At 69.1% G+C, this 25,707-nt stretch carries 23 protein-coding genes; 10 read left to right on the top strand and 13 right to left on the bottom strand.

What is annotated here, in order from left to right:
- Positions 1 to 8: 8 nt before the first annotated feature.
- From pntB to ORV05_RS13310, 5 genes are all read right to left on the bottom strand, one after another.
- Positions 9 to 1,484: a Re/Si-specific NAD(P)(+) transhydrogenase subunit beta gene (gene pntB / locus ORV05_RS13290; protein ID WP_268758797.1), complete on the bottom strand. Its 1,476-nt coding sequence runs from the start codon at positions 1,482 to 1,484 to the stop codon at positions 9 to 11.
- Positions 1,485 to 1,488: 4 nt separating this feature from the next.
- On the bottom strand, positions 1,489 to 3,033 hold the full coding sequence (locus ORV05_RS13295; RefSeq protein ID WP_268758798.1) for a Re/Si-specific NAD(P)(+) transhydrogenase subunit alpha: 1,545 nt from the start codon (positions 3,031 to 3,033) through the stop codon (positions 1,489 to 1,491).
- 112 nt (positions 3,034 to 3,145) lie between these two features.
- On the bottom strand, positions 3,146 to 4,138 hold the full coding sequence (locus ORV05_RS13300) for an alpha/beta hydrolase (protein WP_268758799.1): 993 nt from the start codon (positions 4,136 to 4,138) through the stop codon (positions 3,146 to 3,148).
- A gap of 78 nt (positions 4,139 to 4,216) precedes the next feature.
- A complete protein-coding gene (locus ORV05_RS13305) occupies positions 4,217 to 5,137 on the bottom strand; it encodes an SDR family oxidoreductase (RefSeq protein WP_268758800.1) in 921 nt (306 codons plus the stop codon).
- Between the two features lie 359 nt (positions 5,138 to 5,496).
- A complete protein-coding gene (locus ORV05_RS13310; protein ID WP_326938151.1) occupies positions 5,497 to 5,760 on the bottom strand; it encodes an SDR family NAD(P)-dependent oxidoreductase in 264 nt (87 codons plus the stop codon).
- Positions 5,761 to 5,867: 107 nt separating this feature from the next.
- Between ORV05_RS13310 and ORV05_RS13315 the strand changes: the two genes are divergently transcribed.
- The 6 genes from ORV05_RS13315 (at position 5,868) to ORV05_RS13340 (ending at position 13,270) form a co-directional block, all read left to right on the top strand.
- Positions 5,868 to 6,608: a TetR/AcrR family transcriptional regulator gene (locus ORV05_RS13315; protein WP_268758801.1), complete on the top strand. Its 741-nt coding sequence runs from the start codon at positions 5,868 to 5,870 to the stop codon at positions 6,606 to 6,608.
- Positions 6,609 to 6,857: 249 nt separating this feature from the next.
- Positions 6,858 to 7,343 (top strand): nuclear transport factor 2-like protein, encoded by a 486-nt coding sequence (locus ORV05_RS13320; RefSeq protein ID WP_268758802.1) that lies wholly within the window; start codon positions 6,858 to 6,860, stop codon positions 7,341 to 7,343.
- 36 nt (positions 7,344 to 7,379) lie between these two features.
- Positions 7,380 to 8,288 (top strand): NAD-dependent epimerase/dehydratase family protein, encoded by a 909-nt coding sequence (locus ORV05_RS13325; protein ID WP_268758803.1) that lies wholly within the window; start codon positions 7,380 to 7,382, stop codon positions 8,286 to 8,288.
- A gap of 202 nt (positions 8,289 to 8,490) precedes the next feature.
- Positions 8,491 to 11,202, top strand: a complete 2,712-nt coding sequence (locus ORV05_RS13330; protein WP_268758804.1) for a helix-turn-helix transcriptional regulator — start codon at positions 8,491 to 8,493, stop codon at positions 11,200 to 11,202.
- A 96-nt stretch (positions 11,203 to 11,298) separates the two neighbouring features.
- Positions 11,299 to 12,336, top strand: coding sequence for an alpha/beta hydrolase (locus ORV05_RS13335; protein ID WP_268758805.1), 1,038 nt, complete (start codon positions 11,299 to 11,301; stop codon positions 12,334 to 12,336).
- 175 nt (positions 12,337 to 12,511) lie between these two features.
- Entirely contained in the window at positions 12,512 to 13,270 is a 759-nt protein-coding gene (locus ORV05_RS13340; protein ID WP_268758806.1) for an alpha/beta fold hydrolase, read from the top strand.
- On the opposite strand, the gene ORV05_RS13345 is transcribed toward ORV05_RS13340, so the two are convergent.
- A protein-coding gene (locus ORV05_RS13345; protein ID WP_268759773.1) for an IS5 family transposase occupies positions 13,242 to 14,043 on the bottom strand; the annotation gives its coding sequence in 2 pieces (ribosomal slippage) (positions 13,242 to 13,712 and positions 13,714 to 14,043; 801 coding nt in all). The two genes, ORV05_RS13340 and ORV05_RS13345, sit on opposite strands and share 29 nt — an antisense overlap.
- A 527-nt stretch (positions 14,044 to 14,570) precedes the next feature.
- Between ORV05_RS13345 and ORV05_RS13350 the strand changes: the two genes are divergently transcribed.
- Together ORV05_RS13350 and ORV05_RS13355 are read left to right on the top strand one after the other, a co-directional pair.
- Positions 14,571 to 15,377, top strand: a complete 807-nt coding sequence (locus ORV05_RS13350) for an SDR family oxidoreductase (protein ID WP_268758807.1) — start codon at positions 14,571 to 14,573, stop codon at positions 15,375 to 15,377.
- A gap of 128 nt (positions 15,378 to 15,505) precedes the next feature.
- Positions 15,506 to 16,399 carry a helix-turn-helix transcriptional regulator gene (locus ORV05_RS13355; protein ID WP_268758808.1) on the top strand — a complete coding sequence of 298 codons (894 nt, stop codon included), beginning with the start codon at positions 15,506 to 15,508 and terminating at the stop codon, positions 16,397 to 16,399.
- A gap of 157 nt (positions 16,400 to 16,556) precedes the next feature.
- Here the strand turns inward: ORV05_RS13355 and ORV05_RS13360 are convergent, their stop codons facing one another.
- The 4 genes from ORV05_RS13360 to ORV05_RS13375 form a co-directional block, all read right to left on the bottom strand.
- The gene (locus ORV05_RS13360; RefSeq protein WP_268758809.1) at positions 16,557 to 16,799 is read right to left on the bottom strand and encodes a hypothetical protein; all 243 of its coding nucleotides are present in this window, start codon (positions 16,797 to 16,799) and stop codon (positions 16,557 to 16,559) included.
- Between the two features lie 52 nt (positions 16,800 to 16,851).
- Entirely contained in the window at positions 16,852 to 18,099 is a 1,248-nt protein-coding gene (locus tag ORV05_RS13365; RefSeq protein WP_268758810.1) for an RNA polymerase sigma factor, read from the bottom strand.
- 7 nt (positions 18,100 to 18,106) lie between these two features.
- The gene (locus ORV05_RS13370) at positions 18,107 to 18,526 is read right to left on the bottom strand and encodes a YciI family protein (RefSeq protein WP_268758811.1); all 420 of its coding nucleotides are present in this window, start codon (positions 18,524 to 18,526) and stop codon (positions 18,107 to 18,109) included.
- A 283-nt stretch (positions 18,527 to 18,809) separates the two neighbouring features.
- Positions 18,810 to 19,400: a TetR/AcrR family transcriptional regulator gene (locus ORV05_RS13375; RefSeq protein ID WP_268758812.1), complete on the bottom strand. Its 591-nt coding sequence runs from the start codon at positions 19,398 to 19,400 to the stop codon at positions 18,810 to 18,812.
- 179 nt (positions 19,401 to 19,579) lie between these two features.
- Between ORV05_RS13375 and ORV05_RS13380 the strand changes: the two genes are divergently transcribed.
- Positions 19,580 to 21,460 carry a CocE/NonD family hydrolase gene (locus ORV05_RS13380; RefSeq protein WP_268758813.1) on the top strand — a complete coding sequence of 627 codons (1,881 nt, stop codon included), beginning with the start codon at positions 19,580 to 19,582 and terminating at the stop codon, positions 21,458 to 21,460.
- A 154-nt stretch (positions 21,461 to 21,614) separates the two neighbouring features.
- Here ORV05_RS13380 and tgmB read toward each other — a convergent pair whose 3' ends face one another.
- The 3 genes from tgmB to ORV05_RS13395 all read right to left on the bottom strand — a co-directional run bounded on the left by tgmB (position 21,615) and on the right by ORV05_RS13395 (position 24,877).
- Positions 21,615 to 22,592: an ATP-grasp ribosomal peptide maturase gene (gene tgmB / locus ORV05_RS13385; RefSeq protein ID WP_268758814.1), complete on the bottom strand. Its 978-nt coding sequence runs from the start codon at positions 22,590 to 22,592 to the stop codon at positions 21,615 to 21,617.
- On the bottom strand, positions 22,592 to 22,903 hold the full coding sequence (tgmA, locus tag ORV05_RS13390; protein ID WP_268758815.1) for a putative ATP-grasp-modified RiPP: 312 nt from the start codon (positions 22,901 to 22,903) through the stop codon (positions 22,592 to 22,594). Before tgmA ends, tgmB begins: the two co-directional genes overlap by 1 nt.
- 747 nt (positions 22,904 to 23,650) lie before the next feature.
- On the bottom strand, positions 23,651 to 24,877 hold the full coding sequence (locus ORV05_RS13395; RefSeq protein WP_268758816.1) for a sensor histidine kinase: 1,227 nt from the start codon (positions 24,875 to 24,877) through the stop codon (positions 23,651 to 23,653).
- Positions 24,878 to 25,057: 180 nt separating this feature from the next.
- On the opposite strand from ORV05_RS13395, the gene ORV05_RS13400 reads away from it, so the two are divergent.
- Positions 25,058 to 25,699, top strand: a complete 642-nt coding sequence (locus ORV05_RS13400) for a TetR/AcrR family transcriptional regulator (protein WP_268758817.1) — start codon at positions 25,058 to 25,060, stop codon at positions 25,697 to 25,699.
- Positions 25,700 to 25,707 lie beyond the last annotated feature (8 nt).

Raw genomic sequence — 25,707 nt, forward strand, 5'->3', positions numbered from 1 at the left:
GAGTTGATCTACGCTGCAGCGCGCTGCGCCCGCGCCCGGGAGAGCGCTCCGACGATCTCGTCGACCTTGGTCTTGGCGTCGCCGAAGAGCATCTGGGAGTTGTCCCGGAAGAAGAGCGGGTTCTGCACGCCGGCGTAGCCGGTGGCCATGGAGCGTTTGAAGACGACAACGTCCTTGGCTTCCCACACCCGGAGCACCGGCATGCCGGCGATGGGGCTGCCGGGGTCTTCGGCCGCGGCTGGGTTGACGGTGTCGTTGGCGCCGATGACCAGGACGACGTCGGTTTCGGCCAGTTCGTCGTTGATCTCGTCCATCTCCAGCACGATGTCGTACGGCACCTTCGCTTCGGCCAGCAGCACGTTCATATGCCCGGGGAGGCGCCCGGCGACGGGGTGGATTCCGAAGCGGACGTCGGCACCGCGCTCGCGTAGGAGGCGGGTGAGTTCGGCGACCGGGTACTGCGCCTGGGCGACGGCCATGCCGTAGCCCGGCGTGATGACCACGCGTGACGCGGAGGCCAGCAGTTCGGCGGTCTCCTCGGCCGAGATCTCGCGGTGCTCACCGTGCTCGGTGTCGTCGGTGGTCTTGGCCTCGATGCCGAAGCCCCCGGCGATGACCGAGGCGAAGGACCGGTTCATCGCTTTGCACATGATGTAGGACAGGTAGGCGCCCGAGGAGCCGACCAGCGCGCCCGTGACGATCAGCAGGTCGTTGTCGAGCAGGAAGCCCGAGGCCGCCGCGGCCCAGCCGGAGTAGCTGTTGAGCATCGAGACCACGACCGGCATGTCGCCGCCGCCGATGGAGGCGACCAGGTGCCAGCCCAGCGCCAGGGCGACCAGCGTGATCAGGGCGAGGACGATCGTGCCCGTGCTGTCGGTCCTGTCGTGGGAGACGACGATGTAGACCACGCTCAGCACGGCGAAGACGACGAGCGCGCCGACGTTGATGAGGTTCTTGCCCGGCAGCATGAGCGGGGCGCTCTTGATCTTCGCCGACAGCTTGAGGTTGGCCACGATCGAGCCGGTGAAGGTGACCGCGCCGATGAAGATGCCGATGGCGATCTCGGCGTTGTGGATGTTCCACAGCGAGCTCGGCGACTCGGCTGGCTCGCCGGCCAGCAGGCTTTCGCGGTGGCCGACCCAGCCGATCAGCACGGCGGCCAGGCCGACGAAGGAGTGCAGCAGGGCGATCAGTTCGGGCATGCCGGTCATCTGGACGATCCGGGCACGCCACAGGCCGATCGCACCACCGACCGTGACGGCGACGAACATCAGGACGATGCCCGGCGTGCTGTTGCCGCCGGCCCGGTCGTGGCCGGTGCCGATGACGTAGACGATCGTGGCGAGAAGGGCGACGCCCATGCCGGCGACGCCGTAGGTCCAGCCGTGTCTGGCACTTTCGTGCCTGGACAGTCCGGCGAGGCTGAGGATGAAGAGCAGCGCGGCGATGACGTACGCCGCGGTGGCCATGGCGGAGACGGTCATGTCGTCAGTTCCCTCTGCTGAACATGGCAAGCATGCGGCGTGTCACCGCGAAGCCACCGAAGATGTTGATGGAGGCGAGCAGGACGGCGACGGCGCCGAGCGACTGCATGAGGTGGTCGGGGTGCCACACCTTCAGCAGCGCACCCACGACGACGACGCCGGAAATGGCGTTGGTGACGCTCATCAGCGGGGTGTGCAGGGCGTGGTGGACCTTGCCGATCACGTAGTAGCCGATGACGATCGCGAGCATCAGCACGGTGAAGTGCTGCGGCAGCGGGGCCGGGGCGAAGGCGACGACCAGGCCGAAGGCGAGGATGCCGACCAGACTCAGGCCGAGCTTGGTGACGGCGCTCATGGGCGACTTCTCCGCCTTGGCGGGTACGTCGGCTGCCGGCCCCGTTTTGCCGGCGGCGGGCGCCGCCGAGACCTGCACGGGCGGCGGTGGCCACAGCTTCTCACCGTCCCTGACCACGGTGATGCCGCGCTGTACGACGTCGTCGAGGTCGAGGACGAACTTCCCGTCCTTGCCCGGGGTGAGCAGCTTCATCAGGTTGACCAGGTTGGTCCCGTACAGCTGCGACGCCTGGGTGGGCAGGCGGCCGGCGAGGTCGGTGTAACCGAGGATGATCACGCCGTTGCCGGTGACGATCCGCTGCCCGGGGACGCTGCCCTCGACGTTGCCGCCCGTGCCGGCGGCCATGTCGACGATCACCGAGCCCGGCTTCATGCTCGCCACGTCGGCGGCCGTGAACAGCCGCGGCGCCGGGCGCCCCGGGATCAGCGCGGTGGTGATGACGATGTCGACGTCCGCGGCCTGGCCGGAGTAGAGCTTCGCGGCGGCCTCGTTGTAGAGGTCCGAGGTGGCCTTCGCGTAGCCGTCGGACGACTGCTGGGTCTCCTCCTGGACCACCACCGGGAGGTACTCGCCGCCCAGCGACTTCACCTGGTCGGCCACCTCCGGGCGCGGGTCGGTCGCGCGCACGATCGCACCCAGCGACGAGGCCGCACCGATCGCGGCCAGGCCGGCCACACCCGCCCCCGCGACGAGCACCTTCGCCGGCGGTACCTTGCCCGCGGCGGTCACCTGGCCGGTGAAGAAGCGGCCGAACTCGTGGGCCGCCTCGACCACCGCGCGGTAGCCGGCGATGTTGGCCATGGACGAGAGCACGTCGAGCGACTGGGCGCGGCTGATGCGCGGCACGGCGTCCATCGCCAGCACCGTGATCGGCCGCGCCGCGAGTGCGTCGACCAGCTGGGGGTTGAGGGCCGGCGCGAGTGTGGAGACCAGTGTGGCGCCGTCCTTCGGCTTGCCCACCTCGCCCGGTGACGGGCCGTTGACCCGGAAGACGATGTCGGCGCCCCACGCCTCCTCGCCCGTGCCGATCCGTGCCCCGGCCTCCACGTACGACTCATCGGCGAAGGCGGAGAGCGTCCCGGCCCCTGCCTCGATCACCACGTCGTACCCGAGCCCTGTCAGCTGCTTGACGGTCGCCGGTGTCGCGGCGACGCGCGTTTCCCCTGCGGGCTCGCAAGGGACTCCAATGCGCATGGGAGTACTCCAATTTCGTTTCGGATGCGCCTCCGAGCCGGGAGCGGTGTGGCAATCGGCTCGGAGGCGCCGGTGGGTTTCCGGAGAGGAGGCCCGCCGTCAGACCCGCGTGTTACGAGGCAGCCGGCGTTGCCGGGGCCTTGGCGAGGTGCCGGGCGAGGTAGTTGTTCCAGGCGTGCCGTAAGCTCTCCGCGAGCTGGGACTGCGGGGCGAACAGGTCGAAGGCGTGGTAGGCGCCGGGGTAGAGGTGCAGCTCGACGGGGACGCCGTGGGTACGCAGGCGCGCGGCGTAGTCGAGGTTCTCGTCGCGGAAGACGTCGAGTTCACCGACGCCGATGAAGGTCGGAGGCAGGCCGGCGAGGTCGGCCGCCCGGGAGGCGGCGCAGTAGGGCGTGACGTCCTCGGTGCCGACGCGGTCGCCGAGGATCGCCTGCCAGGCAAGGAGGTTGGTCGCGCGGTCCCAGATGCCGATGTCGGTGATCTCCCGGCTCGAGTCGGTCGTGTTGCGGTCGTCGAGCATCGGGTACATCAGCAGCTGGAACAGGGGGGTCACTGCGCCGCGGTCGCGGATCAGAAGGGCGGTGGCGGCGGCGATGCCTCCGCCTCCGCTCTGGCCGGCCAGGCCGATCCGGGTGGAGTCCAGGCCGAGATCGGTGGCGTGGTCGCTGATCCACCGGTAGGCGGTGTATCCGTCCTCGGCGGCGCCGGGCGCGGGGGTTTCCGGGGCTAGGCGGTAGTCGACGGCGGCGACGGCGCAGCCGAGTACCGCGGACAGCTGCTTGAGCCAGGGGGCGTCCTGGGCGGCGGAGCCGAGCACCTGCCCACCGCCGTGGAACCACATGATGACCGGCAGCGCCCCGGGCGCGTTCTGCGGACGCAGCAGGAGGACCGGGACCTCGGGGGCTCCGTCGCGCGGCACGTGGATCTCGTGGGCGGTGACGGTGGGCTCGTCGGGGATGGTGTCGGCGATGGATTCGGCGAGCGCGTTGACGGCTTGGCGGGTGGCGGGGACGTCGGTCAGGTCGAAGAGGCCGTTCGGGCCGATCGGCATGGCCTGGAGTGCTGTGGCGAGCTCGCTGTCGATCGCGGGACGGGGGCGGGGCATGGTTCTTCCTTACTGGGATGGGGTTTTGGTGACCAGCCGGGCAGCGCCTGGGTGTGGCGCTCAGAGTTGGGGGCGGGCTCAGTGTGTGGTGGCCGGGGCGCCGAAGTAGTGGCCTTGGGCGAGGTCGTCGAGGAGGCCGGGCTGGAAGGGCTTCCAACCGAGGAGGCTCTGGGTCAGCGTGCTCGAGGACGGGTTGTCGGCCGTGACGTGGCCGCTGAGGAAGCCGAAATGGGCTTCGGCCTGCGTCGCCGGAATGCTGACCACGGGCAGGTTCAGCCCGCGGCCGATGCCCTCGGCGATCTGGCGGAAGGTGATTCCCCCGTCGTCGACGGCGTGCAGCCGTGACCCGGCCGGCGCGGATTCCAGCGCCAGCCGGTACAGGCGTGCCGCGTCGAGCGTGTGCACGGCGGGCCAGCGGTTGGCCCCGTCGCCGACATAAGCGGAGACGCCCTTCGAGCGGGCGATGGAGATCAGGGTCGGGATGAAGCCGTTGTGGTCCAGCGTGCTGTGCACGGTCGGAGCAAGCCGGACGACGGACGAGCGGATGCCGCGTTCCGCGAGTGCGACCACCGCGTTCTCGGCGTCGATCCGCGGTCCTGCGTCGATCACGTCGGCTTCCGTGGCGGCGTCTTCCAGCCCCGCGGAGGCGAACAGCATGGTTCCCGACGTGGTCACCAAAGGCTTGCCGGTGCCGGCGAGCGCGTTGCCGAGCGTGTCGATGGCGCGCAGGTCCGCTGTGACCGCGCTGTCGAAGTCGCCGGCGAACATGGCGTCGTGCTTGAAGGCCAGATGGATGACGCCGTCGGCTGCGGCGGCGGCCGCGGCGAGGCTGCCGAGATCGTCGAGGTCGCCTCGGTGCACCTCGGCACCGGCAGCCGTCAATGCGGCGGCGGACTTGTCCGAGCGGGCCAGCCCGACGACCTGGTGTCCCGCTTCGAGGAGTTCGGGAACGACGGCGGAGCCGACGTGGCCAGAGGCTCCGGTGACGAATACGCGCATGGTGTGTTCCTTCTGCTGCGGGCTTCCCGCCGGGGGCGAGAAGCTTGATGTCAGTTCGTGACATCACCGTAGCACTCATGTCGGTCTCTGTCATCACTCTGATGTCAGATTCTGTCATCGCGGCTGGGGATGAGCTACTGGACACCGAGACCCGGAATCCTTCGGCCGCTCGCCGAAGGGGCCAGCCATCGTCCACGGCACAACGGGCCAGGCGCTGCCGGCCGGAGTCGGCGAGGCGTTGTGGTGTGCCGTGAGGACCTCCGTGGCGTGGTGCAGATTGTGGTGATCCACACCAAACCCGGAGGTCCTCCCTTAAACCGAGATCATCCGACTGCGCGTCGCCACTCAGGTCGCTACGGCTAGATCGCCGTTCGTCCTCCGTCGACCGCGACCACCGCGCCCGTCATGTAGCTCGCCTGGTCGCTCGCGACGAAGGCGATCACCTCCGCGACCTCGGTGGGGTCGGAGACTCGACCCAATGCGGTGGTCCTGCCCATGCCGCCCACTTCCGGACCCAGGGCGGCAACCGTCTTGGCTGTCGTCATCGGCCCCGGCGCCACCGCGTTGACGCGGATCCCGGCGGGTGCCCATTCCGCGGCCCAATTGCGAGTCAGCGACTCCAGTGTGAATGAACTTCACAGGCAAGACGGCGCTCGTCACCGGGTCCGGTTCCGTCGGAGGACTCGGCCACGTCACGGCCGGGCTGATCGCGGCCAGGGGCGGAAACCTGGTGCTCACGGGACGCGACGCGCGGGCGGGGGAATCAGCGCTGCGGGAGATCGTGGACGCAACGTACATGAAGTTGATGTCATCATGTGACATCAACTATCGTGAGGTGGTGAGCCGCTGGGAACCCGACGCGTCCGGTCGCATGGTCGCCGCCGCCCTGGACCTCTATGAGACACAGGGGTACGAATCGACGACCATCGCGGACATCGCGGCGCGTGCCGGCGTCACGGAGAGGACCTTCTTCCGGCACTTCTCGGACAAGCGCGAAGTGCTTTTCGCGGGCGCCGAAGACCTCGGAACGCGTGTCCTCGACGAGATCGCCGTCATGGACGAAGCGCCTCCGCTGGACATGGCGACGGCCGCGTACGTGAGAGCCGCGATCCGGTTCGAATCACGCCGCGACTTTCTCTCGCGGCGCGCGCGGGTGATCGCCGGAAATCCGAACCTTCGTGAGCGCGAGCTGCTGAAGATGTCCTCGCTCAGCGCGGCGCTGAGCAGCGGAATGGTGGCTCGCGGTGTGCCGGCGAACACTGCGGCCATCGCGGCGGAGTGTGCCACCGTCGCGTTCGTGATCGCGTTCGATCGGTGGCTGACCGACCCGGGCGACACGGGACTGGCCCAGCTGATCGTGGGCGTGGCGACGGAACTCAAGTCCGTCGCTGCGAACTCGAGTCCAGAGCACGCAGCCCGGAACTCGAACCCCGGCTCCGCCGAGCAGGAGTCGGCTGCTGCGGCCCACTGAGCCGGCGGCGCTCGTTCGTGCGCCGGAGCCCCGCTCGAACCCCTCGGGAAATACTGTGGGCGCCCGATTTCGTGGTGAAGCGGGCGGCGTCGTCCACGGCGGAGGTCACTGCCGCCGGGGACCCGTCCGCCGCCGTAACCGCCTTGGCCGGGGGCCGGAACTCGCGGACAACACCCATGAGAAAAGTGGTTTTTGCTGTAACGGCAAAGAAAATAGGCTGTTGCCCGATTCTTTTCGTACATTACGGGCGTGACCGACGATCAAGCGAACGGGAATGAGCTCATGGGCCTGCTGACGCCGATGACGGCGGCGAACACCCCCGTTCACGACGTCGCCAACCGGTTCGTGCAGACGTACAGCCTGACGCAAGTCGACCCCGGATTCGACGAGTTGTTCGCCGAGACCGTGGAGGTCTGGCACAGTTTCGACCCCGAGACGATGTCGCTGCCCGGTGGCGAGCTCGCGGGCGCGATGCTGCGGATGCTACGCGCGACCAAGGAAATGGTCCGTGGCCACTCCGACCGGATCTGGTCCCTCAGGGTCGACCGGGACGGTTTCGCGATGGCAGCAACCGCCTCGGGCGACTTGGAGGACGGCACCCCGGTGCACATCTCCCGTTGCCTGCTGGTGACTGTGCACGATGGCCACATCACCCGCATCGACGAGTTCGGTGACCAGCGGCAGCGCACGGCGCTCGACAAGGCCCTCCGCGCGGCCGGCAGATTCCGCAGCTAGACCACCAACCCGAACACACCCCGGCAAGGACTCAAAATGGACGTTTTCCTCACCGGCGCGAGCGGCTATATCGGCGGAGCCGTCGCCAAGCGCCTTATCCGCGAAGGGCACACCGTGCGCGGGTTGACCCGCACCCCCGGAGTTGTCGATGCCCTCGCCGCCGCCGGCATCGAACCGGTCGTCGGCGACCTCGACGACGCCGCCCTACTCGAGCGAGAAGCAAGGCGGGCGGACGCGGTCATCAACACCGCACACAGTGATCACCGCGGCGCCGTTGACACCTTCATCGGTGCGCTGCGCGGCTCGGGCAAGATCCTGGTCCACACCAGCGGAACCAGCGTCATCGGCGATGACGCCCAGGGGCAAAGCGCCTCAACGACTGTCTTCGACGACGCCGTGCCCTTCAGTCCGGGGAACCACGAGATCCGGCGGGCCCGGCACGCCATCGATACCACTGTCGTCGATGCTGGTGGGCGCGGGCTGCGCACGGTCGTGCTGTGCAACTCGCTGATCTACGGCAACGGCACGGGCCCCCGCCCGCAGACCGTGCTCATCCCACCGTTGGTCACCCAGGCCCTCAGCAGTGGAACCGTCCGCGTGGTCGGACGCGGCCTCAACCGGTGGTCGACCGTGCATCTCGACGACATGGCCGACCTTTACCACCTGGCTCTCACCATGCCCGCGGCCACAGGGTTCTACTTCGTGGAGGGTGGTGAGGACATCTCGTTCGCCGAGATCGGGCAGGCGATCGCCCGGCGGCTGGGGCTCGGGCCAGCCGAACCGTGGGATCTGGACGCCGCCGCGGCCGTGTGGGGGGAAGGATTCGCCCGCTACGCGCTCGGCGCCAACAGCCGCGTGTATGCCACCCGGGCACGTGCACTCGGCTGGCGCCCCTCGCGTCCCTCCGTCACCAACTGGATCGAGCACGACATGCCCTTGCCGTGATCCAGGGAAAAGCGAGTGCGTCGGATCCGATGTGGACAAAAGCACCGGCCTGGTCTCGATCATCTGGTTCTGCGGCATTTCCGGAGGGCACGGAAGGCGCCGCGCATCCGCGCTGTGACACCAGTCTGAACTGGGTGAAACCCCGGACCGGGCACCTTCGGTATCGTCGCCTTCGGGAGACCGAGGGCAGGGGTGCCGCAGGATGGGGTTGTTCGGACGCGAAACCGAACTGAAGCGCCTGACCGAGCTCGTGGACGGGCCGGGGGAGTGCAGCGGGATCCTCCTGACCGGGGAACCGGGCATCGGGAAGTCCGCGCTCGTCACCGCGGCCGTGTCCGCGGCCTCGCTCGCCGGACTGCGCGTCCTGACCATCACCGGTGTGGAAGCCGAGCAGAACCTCGCCTACGCCGGGCTGCACCAGCTGCTCTACCCCGTCCGGGCCGGCGTGGACGCGCTGCCGGCGCCGCAGCGGGCCGCCTTGCGGACCGCGCTCGGCCTCGCCGACGGCGACGAGCCGAGCACCTACCTCGTCGGCCTGGCGGCCCTGACCCTGCTCACCGAGGAGGCCGCGGACAGGCCGCTGCTGCTCGTCGTGGAGGACGCGCAGTGGCTGGACCGGGCGAGCGTGGACGTGCTGGCGTTCGTGGCCCGCCGGATCGAGTCCGAGCCCGTCGCGCTGATCGCGACCCTTCGCGACGGCGAACGCTGTTCGCTGCGGGACGCCGGGTTGTTGCCGATGCCCGTCGGGCGGCTGTCCGATGAGGATGCCGCCGGCCTGCTGGACTCGGTCGCCCCGGGTCTGGCCGCACCTGCGCGCGAGCGGGTGCTCGCGGAGGCGGCGGGCAACCCGCTCGCGCTGGCCGAACTACCCGCCGCCGTGGCCGATCTGGCGGTGCTCGACCCGGTACTGCCGCTGAGTCACCGGCTCGAACGCGCTTTCACCGCCCGGGTCGCCGGCCTGCCGTCCGCGACCCGCGCCGCGCTGCTGGTCGCGGCGCTCAACCAGAGCGACTCGCTCGCCGAAACCCTGTCCGCCACCGGTTGGGTCCGGCAGGACCCGGTCGATGTGGAGGTCCTGGCGCCGGCCGTGTCGGCCGGGCTGGCCGAGGTGTCCGCGGGAGCGGTGACCTTCCGGCACCCGCTCATGCGCTCGGCGATCCCGGCGGCGTCCACACCCACCGAGCGCAGGCGCGCGCACCTGGCGCTCGCCGCGACACTGGCCGGGCACCCGGACCGGCGCGCCTGGCACCAGGCCGCCGCGACCACGACCGCCGACGAGGCCGTGGCCGAGGAACTGGACCGGGTTGCCGAACGGGCCCGGCGCAAAGGTGCCGCCCCCGCGGCGGTCGCCGCCCTGGAGCAGGCGGCCCGGCTCAGCGAACTGCCGGAGCGGCGCGGGCTGCGCCTGCTGCGCGCCGCCGAGCTGGCCACCGACTGCGGCCGCCGCGACACCGTGGAACGCCTGGTTCGCGAGGCGCAGGCCCTCGACCTGACCTCCCGCCAGCGCGCCGCCGCGGCGTGGCTGCTCAGCACGTTCGAAGACGGGGTCCGCGAGGACACCACGCGCGTCGCGGAGCTGGGCGAGCTGGCCGAGTGGGTAGCCCGTGACGGGCACACCGAGGTGGCGGCGCGGATCCTGTGGAGCACCGCCATGCGCTGCTTCTGGTCCGAACCCGGTCCGGAGACCCGCCGCGCGCTGCTGGCCGTGTCCGACCGGCTGCCACTGCCCGACGACGACCCGCGCAAGGTCGCGATCGCCGCGTACGTCGTCCCGTTCGAGCGCGGCGAGACCGTCCTCGCCGGGTTGCGCGCCCTGGCTCGTACCGCGGGGACGGACTCCGCGGTCGACCGCTACCTGGGCAGCGCGGCCATGCAGGTCGGTGCGTTCGACCTGGCTGCCCGGTTCGCGGCCGCGGCCGTGCCCGGTCTGCGCGCACAGGGCCTGCTCGGGTTGCTGCCCCGGGCACTGGCCGTGCAGGCGTGGAGCGTGACCCGGCTCGGGGACCTGCCCACCGCGGTGCCGATCGCGGCCGAGGCCGCCAAGCTCGCCCAGGAGACGCATCAGCCGTTCATGTTCGGCCTCGCCAAGGCCGTCCAGGCGGAGATCGCGGCACTGCGCGGCGACCACGAGCAGGCCACGGCGCTGGCGGACGAGGCGGAGCGGGCCGGGCTCGCGGCGGGCGCCCGGCCCGTCCTGGCCACCGTCCAGCTCACCCGCGGGCTCACCGCGCTGAGCGAAGGCCGCTTCGACGACGCGTTCGCCGAACTGCGACGGATCCTCGATCCGGCCGACCCTGCCTACCAGCTGGCCCTGCGCGCCTACTGCCTCGCCGAACTGACCGAAGCGGCGGTGCGATCCGGGCACACCGAGACGATGCGGAAGATCCTGGCGGACATGGAGCCGCTGGGGACTACGTCCCCGTCCCCGGCGCTCCACATCGGACTGCGCTACGCCCGCGCCGCGCTCGCGTCCACCGAGGACGCCGAAGAGCTGTTCCTCGAGGCGCTGCGGGCGGATTTGACCGGCTGGCCCGCCGAACGCGGGCGGGTACACCTGGCGTTCGGTGAATGGCTGCGGCGGCAGCGGCGGGTCGTGGAGTCGCGGACGCACCTGCGCACCGCGCGGGAGACGTTCGACGCGCTCGGCATGACGTCCTGGGGGGAGCGGGCGCGGCGCGAGCTGCGCAGCGCGGGGGAGTCGAGCCCCAACCGGGGCCCGGACGCGCGGGCGAAGCTGACCCCGCACGAGCTGAGCATCGCCCAGCTCGCGGCTGAGGGACTGACCAACCGGGAAATCGGGCAGCGGCTGTACTTGTCGCACCGCACGGTCGGCACGCACCTGCACCGGATCTTCCCGAAACTGGGCGTCAGCTCCCGCGCCGACCTGGCCGGGATGCTCGCGAACCTGGAGTGACGTACACCGGCAGCGTCATCCGACGGGCGCGGAAACCCGCGCGAGGTACCTAGCGTCAGCGACGTCAACCGGGTACCTCGCACGGGAGTGTTTCAGATGATTAGCAGGAGATTGTTCGGGCAGACGATCGCGGCGGGTGTGGCGGCGACGTCGCTGGCCGCCTGTTCGCCGAAGCCGGGCGCGGAACCGGTCGTGACGGCCCCGACCGGTGCGGACCTGCGCGCGGGCTCCGGCAAGAACACCTCGCTCGGGCAGGTCAAGCAAATCACCGCCGGGGTGGTCGACATGGGCTACTTCGAGTTCGGGCCCGCGACCGGTCAGCCGGTGGTGCTGCTGCACGGCTGGCCCTACGACCCGTACAGCTACGCCGACGTCGCGCCGCTGCTGGCCGCCCAGGGATACCGGGTGATCGTGCCGTTCCTGCGTGGGTACGGCAGCACCACGTTCCGGTCCCCGCAGACTGTGCGCAACGGGCAGCAGTCGGCCATCGCGCTCGACGTGATCGCGCTCCTGGATGCGCTCAAGATCGACAAGGCCGTCTTCGGCGGGTACGACTGGGGTTCGCGCACCGCCGCCATCATCGCCGTGCTGTGGCCGGAGCGGGTGAAGGCGCTGGTCGCGGTGAGCGGCTACCTGATCGTCAACCTGACCGCGAACCAGCAGCCGCTGGCCCCCGCGGCCGAGCTGGGCTGGTGGTACCAGTACTACTTCGCGACCGAGCGGGGTGTGCTGGGCTACACGCGCAACCGCCACGACTTCACCAAGCTGATCTGGAAGAACGCCTCGCCCGCGTGGAACTTCGACGATGCCACCTTCGACCGCAGCGCAGCGGCGTTCGACAACCCCGACCACGTGGCGATCGTGGTGCACAACTACCGGTGGCGGCTGAGCCTCGCGCCGGGCGAGCCGCAGTACGACTCCTACGAGCAGAAGCTGCAGGCCGCGCCGCCCATCGCGGTCCCCGCGATCACGATCGGCAGCGACTTCGACGGCGCGGCGGCCAATGGCGTGGCCTACCGCGGCAAGTTCACCGGCAAGTACGCGCACCGGGTGTTCACCGGCATCGGTCACAACGTGCCGCAGGAGGCGCCGGTACCCTTCACACAGGCGATCGTGGACGTCGACCACTTCTGAGCCGTGCGCGGCGGAGGGCGCCCGGCAGAAGAACACGGCGGACAGCTGAACGGTTCGGTGGCCGCATCTTTCGTTGAAGAAGGTTATTGCCCCCTATTCAGAGCGTGTCTCACGTGGCGCTGTGAAGGTGCTGCTCCTTGCGCCGTGTCTCACGGTGCGTCGCTATGCTCGCCGCGTGGGCGAGATCGTGGTGGTGCGTGATGGCTTTGGGCCCGAGGTCCTGCTTGTGCATGGCGGTGCTGGCCCGCGGACGACGTGGGGCGCTTTGGCTCCGCTGGCCGATCGGTGGACGCTGGCATATGTCCATCGCCGTGGCTATCCGCCGAGTCCACCACCGCAGGAGTGTCAGGACTTCGAGGTGGACGCCCTGGACTTGGCGCCGCTGCTCGTCGGCCGCCCGCACGTTGTCGCCCACTCCTACGGCGCCCTCGGGGCGTTGATCGCGGCCGCCGCCGCGCCAGGCAGCGTGCGCTCGCTTACCCTGATCGAGCCGCCGCTCCACTACCTTGTCCCTGACGATCCCGAGGTGGCGCGGCTCGAGCGCATCGGCGATGCGGTCCTCACCCACGGGATGGACATGGACCCGGCCGAGTTGCGCGAGTTCCTCCATCTCGCGGGCGCGCCCGTCGGTGACGGCCCGCTCCCCGAGAACGTGGTCGCCGGCGTTCGGCGGGCGCAGGGTGGTCGGCCGACCAGGGAGGCGCACCCACAGCTCGACGCGATCCGTGGCGCCGGCGTCCCAGTGCTCGTCGCGTCCGGAGACCACGCGGCCGCGCTCGAGCGGATCTGCGACGCTCTGGCGGATGTGCTCGGTGGCGAGCGCAGCGTGCATCCGGGCGCTGGTCACTTCGTCGCCGCAGCACCGGGCTTCGCCGAACAGCTTGAGGCCTTCCTACGCAAGAGCGTCACGTGGCAAGCTTCTTCCAGCAGGTGAGCGTGGCGGCGAGGGTGAGGAACGCGGCGAACAGGTTGGCCGAGCGTTCGTAGCGGACGGTGAGCCGGCGGTAGCCGAAGATCCAGGCGATCGTGCGCTCGATCTTCCAACGGTGCCGGCCGAGCCGCTCGCTGGATTCGATGCCGCGGCGCGCGATGCGCGGCGTGACACCGCGGCGGCGCAGCCAGGCGCGCAGTTCAGCCGAGTCGTATCCCTTGTCCGCGCGGGCCTTGTACGGTCGGCGGCGGCGCGGTCCGCGCCGGGAGCGGATCAGCGGCAAGGCCATGAACAAAGGCTTGAACGCCTCGATGTCGGCGGTGTTGGCCGCCGAGACACCGACCACTAGCGGCAGCCCGGCGGCGTCGGACAGCACGTGGAGTTTGCTGCCTCTCTTGGCCCGATCGACCGGATTGGGGCGGCCGGTCAGCGATCCCCCTTTTTTTCGCCCGGACGGCGGCGGCGTCCACGATCGCCGCAGCCCAGTCGATCTGCCCCTTGGCTCCGAGCTCGTCCAGCACTGCCCGGTGCAGCCGGGGCCACAGCCCGGCCCGGATCCAGGCGGTGAACCGGCGATGCGCCGTGGCCGGTGAGACACCGAACTCGGCCGGCAGGTGCCGCCAGGCACACCCGCTGGTCAGCACGTACACGATCGCGGTGAACACCGCCCGATCCTCGACCGGCCTGGTCCCGCCACCCTGGCGGCGCGGGGTGAACTGCGGAATCAACGAGGCGGTCAGTTCCCACAACTCGTCCGGAACCAACCTCAACGCCAGATCTCAGGTCGCGGGTCTGTGTCTCAACCCTTCCGGATGCCCGATCGATACGATCGCGACCGTGGAGCTGATCGCGAAATCAAGGTCGTAGCCTCCGACCCGGCTTGGCCGCAGAGATTCGCCGATGAGTGCCCGCTGATCGGCGCAGCGCTTGGCGTCAAGGCAGTACGCGTCGACGATGTCAGTTCGACCTCGATCCCGGAAGCCGGTGCAGAATTCGAGCGGGTTAGCGGCCGAACAGTGACTTCAACTGCTCGGGAACGCGCCCGTCCTGGATATGAATTTGGGCCGCGTGTGACAGCGTGAGTCGGGGCACCAGGCAAGGGTGGCTCTCACAGTACCTGTATCACCAGGGTCTCCCAGACGTCCAAAACGCCTGTCAACCTGGTCGAGTAGGCGCCCGAACGAAAGCGCCGACAACACTCCATGGGCACGCACTGCAGCTTTACCCCCATCAGTTCAATTCGGCTGCCCCGAATGCGCGACCGTGTCGGCGCGTTCTTCCACGACAGAAGGGACGGAGACCAATGGCGGACAACCAATTCACCACTCATGCAGAACTTTTCGATCTGAGTGGGAAGTATGCCCTTGTCACCGGCGGCACCAGGGGCATTGGGATGATGATAGCGCGCGGCCTTCTGCAGGCGGGCGCCCGCGTCGTCATCAGTTCACGCACAGCAGACACGTGCGCGGAGGCACAGCATCTACTGTCCGAATTCGGCGACGTTCAAGCAATCCCCGCCGACCTGTCCAGGCACGACGAGTGTCAGCGCCTCGCTGATCTTGTCAAGGTGGACTCGGACCGCCTGGACATCCTCGTCAACAACGCGGGGGCGATGTGGCGCGAGCCGCTAGAGACGTTCCCGGACGAGGCCTGGGACGCAGTGATCGACCTCAACCTCAAGTCGCCGTTCTGGCTGGTGCAGGCGCTGCTGCCCGCACTTCGCAGGGCGGGCACCGCCGATGATCCCGCGCGGATCATCAACATCGGCAGTATCGCCGCCATCCACGTCGCCCAGGCGCCCAACTACTCGTACGCCAGCAGTAAAGCGGCACTCCATCAGCTCACCAGAGTGCTCGCCAGAGAACTGGGCCCACAGCACGTCACGGTGAACGCGGTAGCACCGGGACCGTTCCCGTCGCAGATGATGGCGTCCACGCTCGATGCCATCGGCGACACGATCGCCGAGAAGGCCCCTCTGCGCCGGCTCGGCCGCGGCGACGACATGGCAGGCATCGCCGTGTTCCTCGCTAGCCGGGCCGGAGCCTACCTCACGGGCACCATCATCGCGGTAGACGGCGGCATCGCGACGACCGCATCGGGTACCCCCTAGGCGTCGGCGCGAGGCTTTGCCGGCGGCCGACGGTCCCTCGTGAACACCTCCAAGTCGGGTCCCCAATGCGGTCGTCGGGGTACCCGCAGTACCTCCCTTGGACTGCGGGACGGGCTTACCGTGAGGGCATGGCCACGATGGATCTACGCGCCGACATCCGGGAGTTTCTCAGCTCGCGTCGCGCCCGCATCGCGCCCGAGCAAGCGGGCCTGCCCGCTTACGGCGGCAATCGTCGGGTCAAAGGCCTGCGTCGCGAGGAGGTAGCGCTACTGGCGGGGGTATCGGTCGACTACTACGTGCGCATGGAGCGCGGCAGCCTCGCCGGTGCCTCCGACGGCGTGCTCGACGCGTTGGCCTCTGCCTTGCAACTCGACGAGGCCGAGCGCGACCACCTGTTCCACCTCGCGCGCCAATCCGGGGCTCCCAGCGGTCCACGCCGGCGCAGGCCTGCCGTGAAGGTGCGCTCGACACTGCGGCAGGTGCTCGACGCCATCTCCGACGCGCCGGCCTGGATCTGCAACGGACGTTACGACGTGCTCGCCATGAATGAACTCGCCCGCGCGCTGTTCTCACCGGTGCTGGCCGACCCGCGACGGCCCGCGAACACAGCGCGGTTCGTCTATCTGGCTCCCGAGGCGGCCAGGGACTTCTTCGTCGACTACGACCAGGTCGCCGGTGACGTGGCCGCGAAGCTGCGCATGGAAGCCGGCCGCAACCCGCACGACGAGGAGCTGATCGCCCTGGTCGGCGAGCTGTCGACGCGCAGTGAGCTGTTCCGGCAACGGTGGGCATCTCAGGACGTGCGGCTGCACCGGTCCGGACGCAAGCGCATGCACCATCCGATCGTGGGCCGGCTCGACCTGGACGTCGAGACCCTGGGACTGCCCGCCGAACCCGGCCTGCACCTGACCGTCTACACCGCACCCGCGGGCACGCCGACCGCGGACAACCTGGCGCTCCTGGCGTCGTGGGCGGCCACCCAGCAGACGCTGCCGACCGAGTTCGACGCACGCAACGGGTAGTCCACCCCCGTCAACTGCGCTGGTCAGCGGACCATGGCGTGAGGCGGTGTCATGTACAAGACCGTGAGCAGGACGATGCGCCGGGCGCGACAGTTACCGCGCCGGCTCCTTGTACCGACAACGGCGCGACGTGTCGTAACAGCGACCCTATGGCACGTCAGGCCACACGCGATCTCAACAAGTTCTGACAGCCGGGATTACCAATACCGGACAGCGTGGCCGAAACCCCGTCCACGACCTGCAGGTAGGTCGGCAGGTAGACCAGCAAGCCGAACATCGCGACGTTGGCGATGAACCCGATGAGCGAGGCGATCACGACGGTCCGCGAGGTGAGCGTCAACAGTGGCAGCACCGGCGCCGCGACTCGCCGTTCGACAGGGATCACCAGTGCGATCAGCACCAGGCGGTGGGCAACGAGCTGTTCGCTCCGCCGATCTCGTCGCTGCACCTGATCACCAGTTGTGCTCGGCCAGCCGGGCGGCCCGCAGGTTCAGGTAGCGCTGCTGTGGGATGCTGCTGGTGCGCTGTGCGGCGGTCTGGTAGCACTCGCGCGCGGCCACGCGGTCACCGGTCAGTTCCAGCAGGTGCGCCCGGGCCGCGTGCCATCGGTGGTCTGCCGCGATCCGCCCGTCGCCGGCCAGCGTGCCGAGCAGGTCCAGCCCGGCATCGGGTCCTTTGACCATGGCCACCGCGACCGCGTGGTTGAGGGCGACCACCGGGTTGTCCGACATCCGCAGCAGCACCTCGTAGAGCGCGACGATCTGCGGCCAGTCCGTCTCGTCGGCACTGGGCGCCTCGTCGTGGATCGCGGCGATGGCCGCCTGGAGTTGGTAGGGCCCGGTCGTGCCATGGGGCAGCGCGTGGGTGATCAGCCCGATACCCTCGGCGATCTGCCCAGTGTGCCAGCGGCTCCGGTCCTGTTCGGCCATCGGGATCAGCACGCCGTCCTTGCCGATGCGCGCCGGGCGCCGCGCGTCGGTGAGCAGCATCAGCGCCAGCAGCCCGGTCACCTCGCTGTCCTCCGGCAGCAACCGGTGCATCAGCCGGGTCAGCCGGATCGCCTCGGTGGACAGTTCCACCCGCACCAGGTTCGCGCCGGAGGTGCTGGCGTAGCCCTCGTTGAAGATCAGATACAACACGTGCAGCACGGCGGCCAGCCGGCCGGCCCGTTCGGCCTCGGCGGGCATGCGGAACGGTATGCCGCTGGCCTTGATCCGCTGTTTGGCGCGGCTGATCCGCCGGGTCATGGTGGCTTCGGGCACCAGGAACGCGCGGGCCACCTCGGCGGTGGTCAGACCGCCGACCACGCGCAGGGTGAGCGCGATCTGCGACGCGGGCGACAGCGCGGGATGACAGCACAGGAACAGCAAGATCAGCGTGTCGTCCGAGTCGGTGGCCGGCCGGTCGGCGGGCGGTGCGAACCAGTCGGACGGCAGTGTCCAAGTGGCTACCGTGTCCTCCCGCCGCTGCCGGGCCTGCTCGTTGCGCAGAAGGTCGACCAGACGCCGGGACGCGACCGTAATCAGCCAGCCGCGCGGATTGGCCGGCGTGCTCTCGCCGGTCCACTGGGTCGCGGCCGCGAGCAGCGCCTCCTGCACCGCGTCCTCGGCCAGGTCGAAATGCCCGTAACGGCGGACGATCGAGCCGAGGACCTGCGGCGCCAGCTCACGCAACAGGTCCTCGACCTCGGTGCCGGACATGGACCGATCACGGTTCCAGGTCGGCGCGCGACTCGGCAATCGGCCGGACGTCCGCGTAGGCCCGCGCGGCCACGTGCGCCGGACCGGGTGTGCGGCTGAGCCGGGAGGCGATCTCGGTTGCCCGGTCGAAGCTCTCACACTCGACGATCCAGTACCCGGCCAGGACCTCCTGGGTCTCCGCGTACGGCCCGTCGGTCACCACCGGCTCCCCGTCCGGCCCATTGCTGATCCGCCTGGTGTGCACCGGCGCGTCCAGGGCCCGGGTTTCCACCAGCTCACCGGACTCGACCAGTTCCTGGTTGAACTTCTCCATGAACTCGCCCATCGCCGCGAAGTCCTCGGCCGTCCAGGCCGGGCCGCCGGTGGCCTTGCCGGCCATGGCGTCGTAGTCCTGCTGGGAGCCGTAAGCCAGGATCATGTACTTCATGGTGGTCTCCTTGTCCGTGCGGACACCGCCGTGGTGTCCGTGCACCAGAGATGTCGAAGCCGCAGGCTCGGACCGGACACGACCTGAGCATAGTCGGCTGTCTCTCATGGTCGTGGCCGTTGGCGTCGTCGTCTCGGTGTCATCGCTTGCGCGGGCCGGGGTCGGCGTGCTTGCCGTTTGAGGCCGCGACCAGCAGCATCTGGCACTTCGAGGGCGCCACCGTGGCGAAGGATGCTTCCGGTTTTCGTCCGTGATGGGCCGTGCGATGTGCGCTTGTGTGCCTTCAGGACGGCGGAAACAGGAGTCCTGTGATCATGTCCTGGAAGAGCGTGGCGATCTCGTCGTCGGAGATCACTCCGGGATCGGTGAGGATCATCCGGCCGAAATGCTCGGCGGAGGCGAGCACCATGTGCGCGATCCAGCGGTGCCGTTCGGCCGTTTTGACGCCAATCTCGTGCCCGCCGCCCATGAACCGGGCCATGGCGCCGCGAATCGCCTGGCGGCCCTGCTCGATCCGTTCGAGTACCTCCGTCGGCGTCTGCGGGCCGGCAAGCAGGACGGGCGCCCAGATCCGGGGGTTTTCGCGTACCGCCTGCGCCCATCCGCGGGCGATGTCGGCGATGATCTGCGGTGAGTTCAGGCGCCCGGGGTCTGCCGGGAAGGCCGCGAGGATCTGTGTGAGGGCCTCGGCCTGGGTGTGGTCGATGAGCGCGGTCAGGAGGTCGGCGAGGTTGGCGTACACGCCGTAGACGACGGGCTTGGTGACTCCGGCCTCGGCGGCGATCGCCTCGATGGTGAGACCGGCGTAGCCGTCACGCCCAATCAGCGCGAGAGCCGCGTCGAGCAGTTGCTGCCGGCGTTGCTCGACGGGCATCCGGGCTGCGTACGTCCGCCTCTGCCGTCCCTTCCCTTGCGCCACGGGCACAGCGTAGCCGGACCACTTGACAATTACTACGTCACCGTAGCAATTTACTACGTGGCGGTAGTAAATAGGTTCACCGCCGCGGCTCAAGCTCGTTCCCGGCACGCGCGCGCTTTGGAGGCACTGAGATCATGAAGCCGAAAGCATGGTGGCCCGGGCTCCCCGTCATCACACTCGCGCTGAGCGCGATGGTGCCGGTCGCGGGATCCGCCGCCCCTGCACAGGCCGCGTCCCCGCCCGCAGCCGGTACGACGACGTGGAAGCCGAGGCCCGAACAGTGGCACAAGACGGTGACCGTCAAGGATCTGGCGATCCCGATGAGCGACGGGACCATCCTGCGCGGCGACCTCACGTTCCCGGCGACCGCGGACGGCAAGGCGGTGACGCAGAAGCTGCCCGTGCTGGTGACGATCACGCCGTACAACAAGTCGCTGCCGATCGGCACCAACGGCGGCACCCTCCTGGGCGCCGACGTGCCTGCCGACTACTTCGTGGACCGGGGCTACGCGGAGCTCTGGGTCGATGCGCGGGGCACGGGCAGTTCCGAGGGCCGATGGTCCGCGTTCAGCGAGCGGGAGAGCCGGGACGCCGGTGAGGTCGTGGCCTGGGCGCACAGGCAGCCGTGGAGCGACGGCGACGTGGGCATGCAGGGTGGTTCATACCTCGGTATCGAGCAGCTGTTCGCCGCCGAGCAGCAGCCGCCCGGACTGAAGGCGATCTTCCCGACGGTGCCGAGCGCCGACCCCTACCGCGATGTCGCCGCCGCAGGTGGGGAACTGGACGCAGCTTTCCTGCCCCAGTGGTTCCTGCTCGTCTCCGGGACCGGGGCGATCCCGCCCGCGTTCAGCCTCAGGGAGCCGCAGTCGGCTTTGACGATGGCCGTCGACCACCTCGCCGCCGGCGTCGGCGGCACCCTGCCGGAAGTCCTGTCGGGAGCGCTGGGCGGTGATGTGGCGTACGACGGGCCGTACTGGGCGGAGCGCAAGCCGATCACGCACATCGACAAGGTGAGGGTGCCGACGTTCATCGTCGGCGGCGAGTACGACATCTTCCAGCGCGGCGAGCCCCTGCTGTTCGAAGGGATCCAGCGCGCCGGGACACCGGTGAAGTTCATCGACGGACCGTGGGACCACCTGCAGGCCGGGTCGGGCAAGGAGATCGGCGGCGCTGGTTACGGGTCGCTGGCCGAGCTCGAACTGCGCTGGTTCGACCACTGGATCAAGGGGATGGACACCGGCCTGGACCAGATCGCGCCGGTGACCTACTACGAGCAGGGCACCGGCCGGTGGGTGCGGACGGACCAGTGGATCGCGAGCGACCTGTCCGCGCAGTCCTTCCAGCTCTCCGGTTCCTCGGCCACCGCGGTCAAGTCCGGTGGCCTGACCGCGGGCGCCGCGGCCGCGGGGAAGTCGATACTTCAGCCGCTCCCGGCCAGCGGCCTGTGCACGCGCTCGACCGACCAGTGGACCGGCGGCCTGCCGTCCGTGGTGCTCAAGGATTTGCCGTGCTGGAACGACAATCGGCTGAACGACGCCAGCGGGCTCGCCTTCGACTCCGCACCCGTCACCAGGACGCTGCGGTTCCAGGGGCCGATCAACGCACGCCTGTACGTCTCGACCACCTCAGGCGACGGCCTGCTGTCCTTGGCACTCGAGGACGTCGCGCCCGACGGCAGTGTTCACCGGATCACCGGTGGCTGGCAGAGCGTTTCTCAGCGGGCACTGGACAAGGCGAAGTCGCGGTACCTGGACGGGAAGCTGATCCAGCCCTGGCACCCGTTCCTGAAATCGACGAAGGAGGCCCTGCCGCCGGGCACGATCGCGCCGGTGGACGTGGAGATCTTCCCGACGGGTGCGGCCATCCAGCCCGGTCATCGGCTGCGCCTGGCCGTCGAGGGCTTCGACATACCTCACCTGGCCCCGCTGCCGGACGCCGGTGTACAGGCGCTCGGGCCGATGATGATCTACACCGGCGGCGACTACCCGTCGTCGGTGACGATGCCTGTGCGCTGAGCCGCGGCGGCCAAGCGCCGGATGTGCCGCGCAGCGAAATCGTCGCCCTGCCGGAAACCTTCGTTGCCGAAACACGAAGAGAGGCTTGTCATCTCCAAATCGCGCCGATTCTTCGCAACGTGCCACCGAGCCCGGTGGCCCCGAATGGGGGCAGCTAACACCCGGGACTACCCGCCTTTCCGTAAGCAAGCAGTTCGGCGAACGCCGTGGCCATCGGCAATCCGGTTTCCGTCTCCAGCCAGCCCCATTGCCCGTTCGGGTTCAGCTCCAGCCAGTGCGGTTCGCCGTTCTGGTCGAGAGCAAGGTCGAAGGAACCGGAAACGAGGCCGAAGTGACCGAGATAGTCCCGCAATGTCTGGCTGAGGCGGTCCGGCAGGTCCACCACGCGGTAGGAGAGCGCCGAGTAGTCTTTGCGCCAGTCCAGGAGGCCGGATTCGATCCGCACCGCGAAGACCTGCTCTCCCACGATCAGCACCCTGAGGTCAGCGGTTTTGTCCACCCGGGCCTGGAACAGGTGAGGTGCTGCGCCGACGGTCTCGTCCAGGTCGTCGACTGTCACCGGCTCGGCCCACGTCGTCATCCTGACTCCGTCCCGTTCGTAGGGGGTCCAGCGGAGCGTCTTGAAGATCACCTCTCGGTGGGCGGTGATGAACTCCCTCGCCTCGTTCAGGTCGTTGGTCACCAAAGTCGGGGGCACACGGAGTCCGAGACGTGCCGCCGCAGCGAGTTGAGCCACCTTGTAGTCGGCGGCGGCGATGCGCGAGGGATGGTTCACCCACAGCGGGCCGTCAAGGGCATACAGCGTGCCGCCCAAGCCGTGGCGCACCTGTGCCGCTGCGAACCGTGCATCGGCGTCGTCGAGGTGCGTGAACTCGGGCCAGCGAGGGCGGCGCCAGTACACCGAGCGCACCGCACCGAGTTCGGAGGTTCTGGACGGGGTGCGCAGGTGCCCGGTTAGCTGGGGCAGGAGGTCGCCGAACCGGGCCGTCACCGTCAGGCCGTTGCCGATGTCGGCGGGGTCGAACCTGGTCACCGGGCAGCCGATCCGGTTGAGTTCGGAGATCACCATGTCTGCGGTGACGTCGGCTGCCTCGGTGGCCACCAGTACCGATCGCTCCTGCGCCCTGGGCATCAGTCGGAGTACTCGTCCGAATTGAAATCGCTGTTGGAATCGCTGTCGCCGGAGTCGTCGCTGTCGCTGGAGTCGACCATGCCGGTGGACGTGGACGTGTACGTGGATGTGGATGTCGACGTGGAGTCACTCGTGGGCTGCCGGGTACGCTGCATGTTCACTATCCGCCCCGACGCGTCGCGGAACACGCCAAGTTGTGTGGCCGGGTCGATGTCCACCGCGGTGAACGGCACCTGCACCGTGAGCGGGTAGGGGCCCATCCTGGTGGCTCCCCACGGACGGCCAGGCATTCCGGTAGCTCCGTTGTCCATCTCGTCTTGCTCCTTTTCAGTGAGCATGAGTGGTGTACCTTCGATGATGGCCCAGAAGTTCTCGGGCCGAAAGAGCGCCTGTAGGTAGGCCGCGGAAGCGCGTTGTTGCGGATGCTCTGCCTAGCTGATCACTGATGCGTCGGCGAGAGTTGTCGATGAGCGGCATACCGGGGCTGTGCCGAGCTGGCCGGCGGCGACCGTCGACCGGCGCTACCGCTCGTCGAGGACTTGGTGGAGCCGGAAGCGGGTGTCAGCGTCCTCGATGGTGGGCTTCGCTTCTGGCAGGAGTCCGGGGGAGCGACCGGGACCGGCCCTTCACCGTCGGCGCCGCAGGCGTCCTTCCACGCGATGGCCGGGCCCGGGTTCTCGCCCGTCACCAACCAAAGACGTGGCGCCATGCGGAATCCCGGCGGCCCGCAACTGGTGTGTGTCTTGCGTTGCTGAACATTATGCGGGGAACCATCCCGGGAGCATCAACCGAGATCTCGTCGCGGCCGATGGGCGGATCGACCGCGACGTCGCGACGAAACTGGCGCGGCAATTCCAGGAGGAGGTCCCTGCACGTGGGTGGCTACCACCGGGTTGTGCCCTATGACGGCTCGCTGGCCGCGTGCCCGGCACGTGGCCTTGCCTCACCGGCCGCTCGCCCGGCTGAGCGCCTGGTATTGACGACGCCGCCACATCATGGACCAGGCCACTTACGGGCGGCCGCCCGGGGCGTAGGACGGTGCCGCACGCGTTCCCGGGTCAGGTGGATTCCGGCATGTTGTCGTGCTGGGCCGGCAGCGTCACCACGAACCGCGCGCCGGGCTCGGCGTTCTGGTAGGTCATCGTCCCGCCGTGCGCCTTGACCAGTTCCCCCACGATCCACAGGCCCAGCCCGACGGAACCGGTGGAACGGTGCGTGTCGCCCCCGGGAAAGCGCTGGAACAGTTCGGGGACCAGCTCCGGCGGCACGCTGGAACCGAAGTCGCGGACCTCGATCCGCACGTCCGGCCCGGCGGGTTCCGCGGTGATGTGCACCGGCGGCCCGGCGTGCTGCAACGAGTTCGCCGCCAGGTTGAACACGATCTGCTCGAACCGTTCGGGGTCCACTTCGGCGGTCAGTTCCGGGTCGGCGTAGAGCACGATGTGACCTTCGGCGAGGTCGGCCACCGCGTTCTCGATCTCGGTTCGCAGCCGGACCTTCCTGAGATCCAGCCTGAGACCGCCCTTGCTGTCGATGCGGTCCATGTCGAGCAGGCCCGTGGCGAGCTGCTTGATCCGGTGTACCTGGCGCTGCGCGGTGATACCCACCGTGCGGCGCTGGTCGCTGGGCGTGTCCTCGTCGATGAGCAGTTCCAGTGCCACCTCCAGTGCGCTGAGCGGAGAGCGCACGTCGTGGGCCAGTGTCGCGGCGAGCGTGGCCCGCCACGCGTTGGAGCGGCGCAGCATCGACTGCACCCGCTCGATGTGGGACACCTGCTGTCCGACGAGCAGAGCCACCGCGACCAGCACGGGGATCATCACGAACACGCTCTGCACTACGACGCTGGGCCGGTGGGCCACGATCAGCGGGGCGACATAGGCCGCGGTGGCCAGCGGCGTGAGGGCCCAGGTCGCCCACGCCGGGAAGTGCAGGCCCAGCCACACGAAACCGAGCAACAGGAACGGCACGGTCGACCCGACGTAGCTGCCCATCGCCCAGGTTGCCAGTCCCATCATGGCGAACGCGGGAAGCGCGAGCGCCACCGGCGCGCACGGAGGCCATCGCCGCCAGGGCAGGAACCAGGCCAGCGGACCGAAGGCCAGGTCGACGAGAGCCACGATCAGCATTGCCTGGGCACTGGTGGCGAACAGCGGAATGGCGAGCAGCGCGCCCAGCCCGGAGAAGACGAACAGCACAGCGGCCTGGCGGGCGGCCGAGATCACCCCGGCGCCCCAGAGCTGGGGATCGTAACGTCTCCGCGTCTTTTCGATCGTGTTGCCGGACAATCCCCCTCCTCCGTTAATCCGATGTGGACGAGGCGTCCCATGCGGGCACGGTGACCGCGAACAAAGCTCCGTCCCTATGAGCTTCATAGTGCACCTCATCCCGTGTCCCCGCGTCGTGCCTTGACATCGGACGGGCAACGGGCAACTATGGAAACTATGGAAACCAATTCAGTTTCCTCAGTGTCTGACCAGCGGCGGGCCGATCTGATCCTCGATGCGGCCGGCCAGCTGTTTCTCGCGCCCGGTCCGGGGCGGGTGAGCATGGACGATCTGGCCCGTGACCTGGGGATGGCCAAGAAGACGATCTACCGGCACTTCCCTGACAAGCACAGTCTGATGACGGCCGTGCTCGACCGGCAGTTCGGCGCGATCGAGCGCACCTTGGTCGCGGCGGCCGAGAAAGCCCGCGACAAGCCGTTCGGTGAGCAGGTACGACAGTTCCTGATCGCGGCGTGCGCTGAACTCGGGCGGATCGGCGCGGCCCAACTCGCGAGCGGGCGCGGTGACGCGGTCCTGCGCCGGCACGTGGAACAACGCATCGACGCCGTGGTCTACCAGCGGCTCGACGCCCTGTTCCGGGACGGGCACCGGCGCGGCCTGCTGTCCGCGCCGCCCGAACTGCTCGGCGAGATCACTCGCGGCGCCGTGGAGCGACTGCTCAACTCGCAACTGCCGCGCGAACTCAACTGCACCGCGGCCGATCTTCTCCGCGCGACCGTCGACACCGTCCTCTACGGGGCGATCCGCCCCGGAAGTGCCACACCCCAGGAGCCCGGTGACGTCGGCATTGAGGGTGGCGAGAAGCCCGAGAAGCCACAGTGAGCAGAAGT

This window comes from Amycolatopsis cynarae (assembly GCF_026802195.1).
GTDB classification, from domain to species: Bacteria; Actinomycetota; Actinomycetes; order Mycobacteriales; family Pseudonocardiaceae; genus Amycolatopsis_E; species Amycolatopsis_E rhizosphaerae.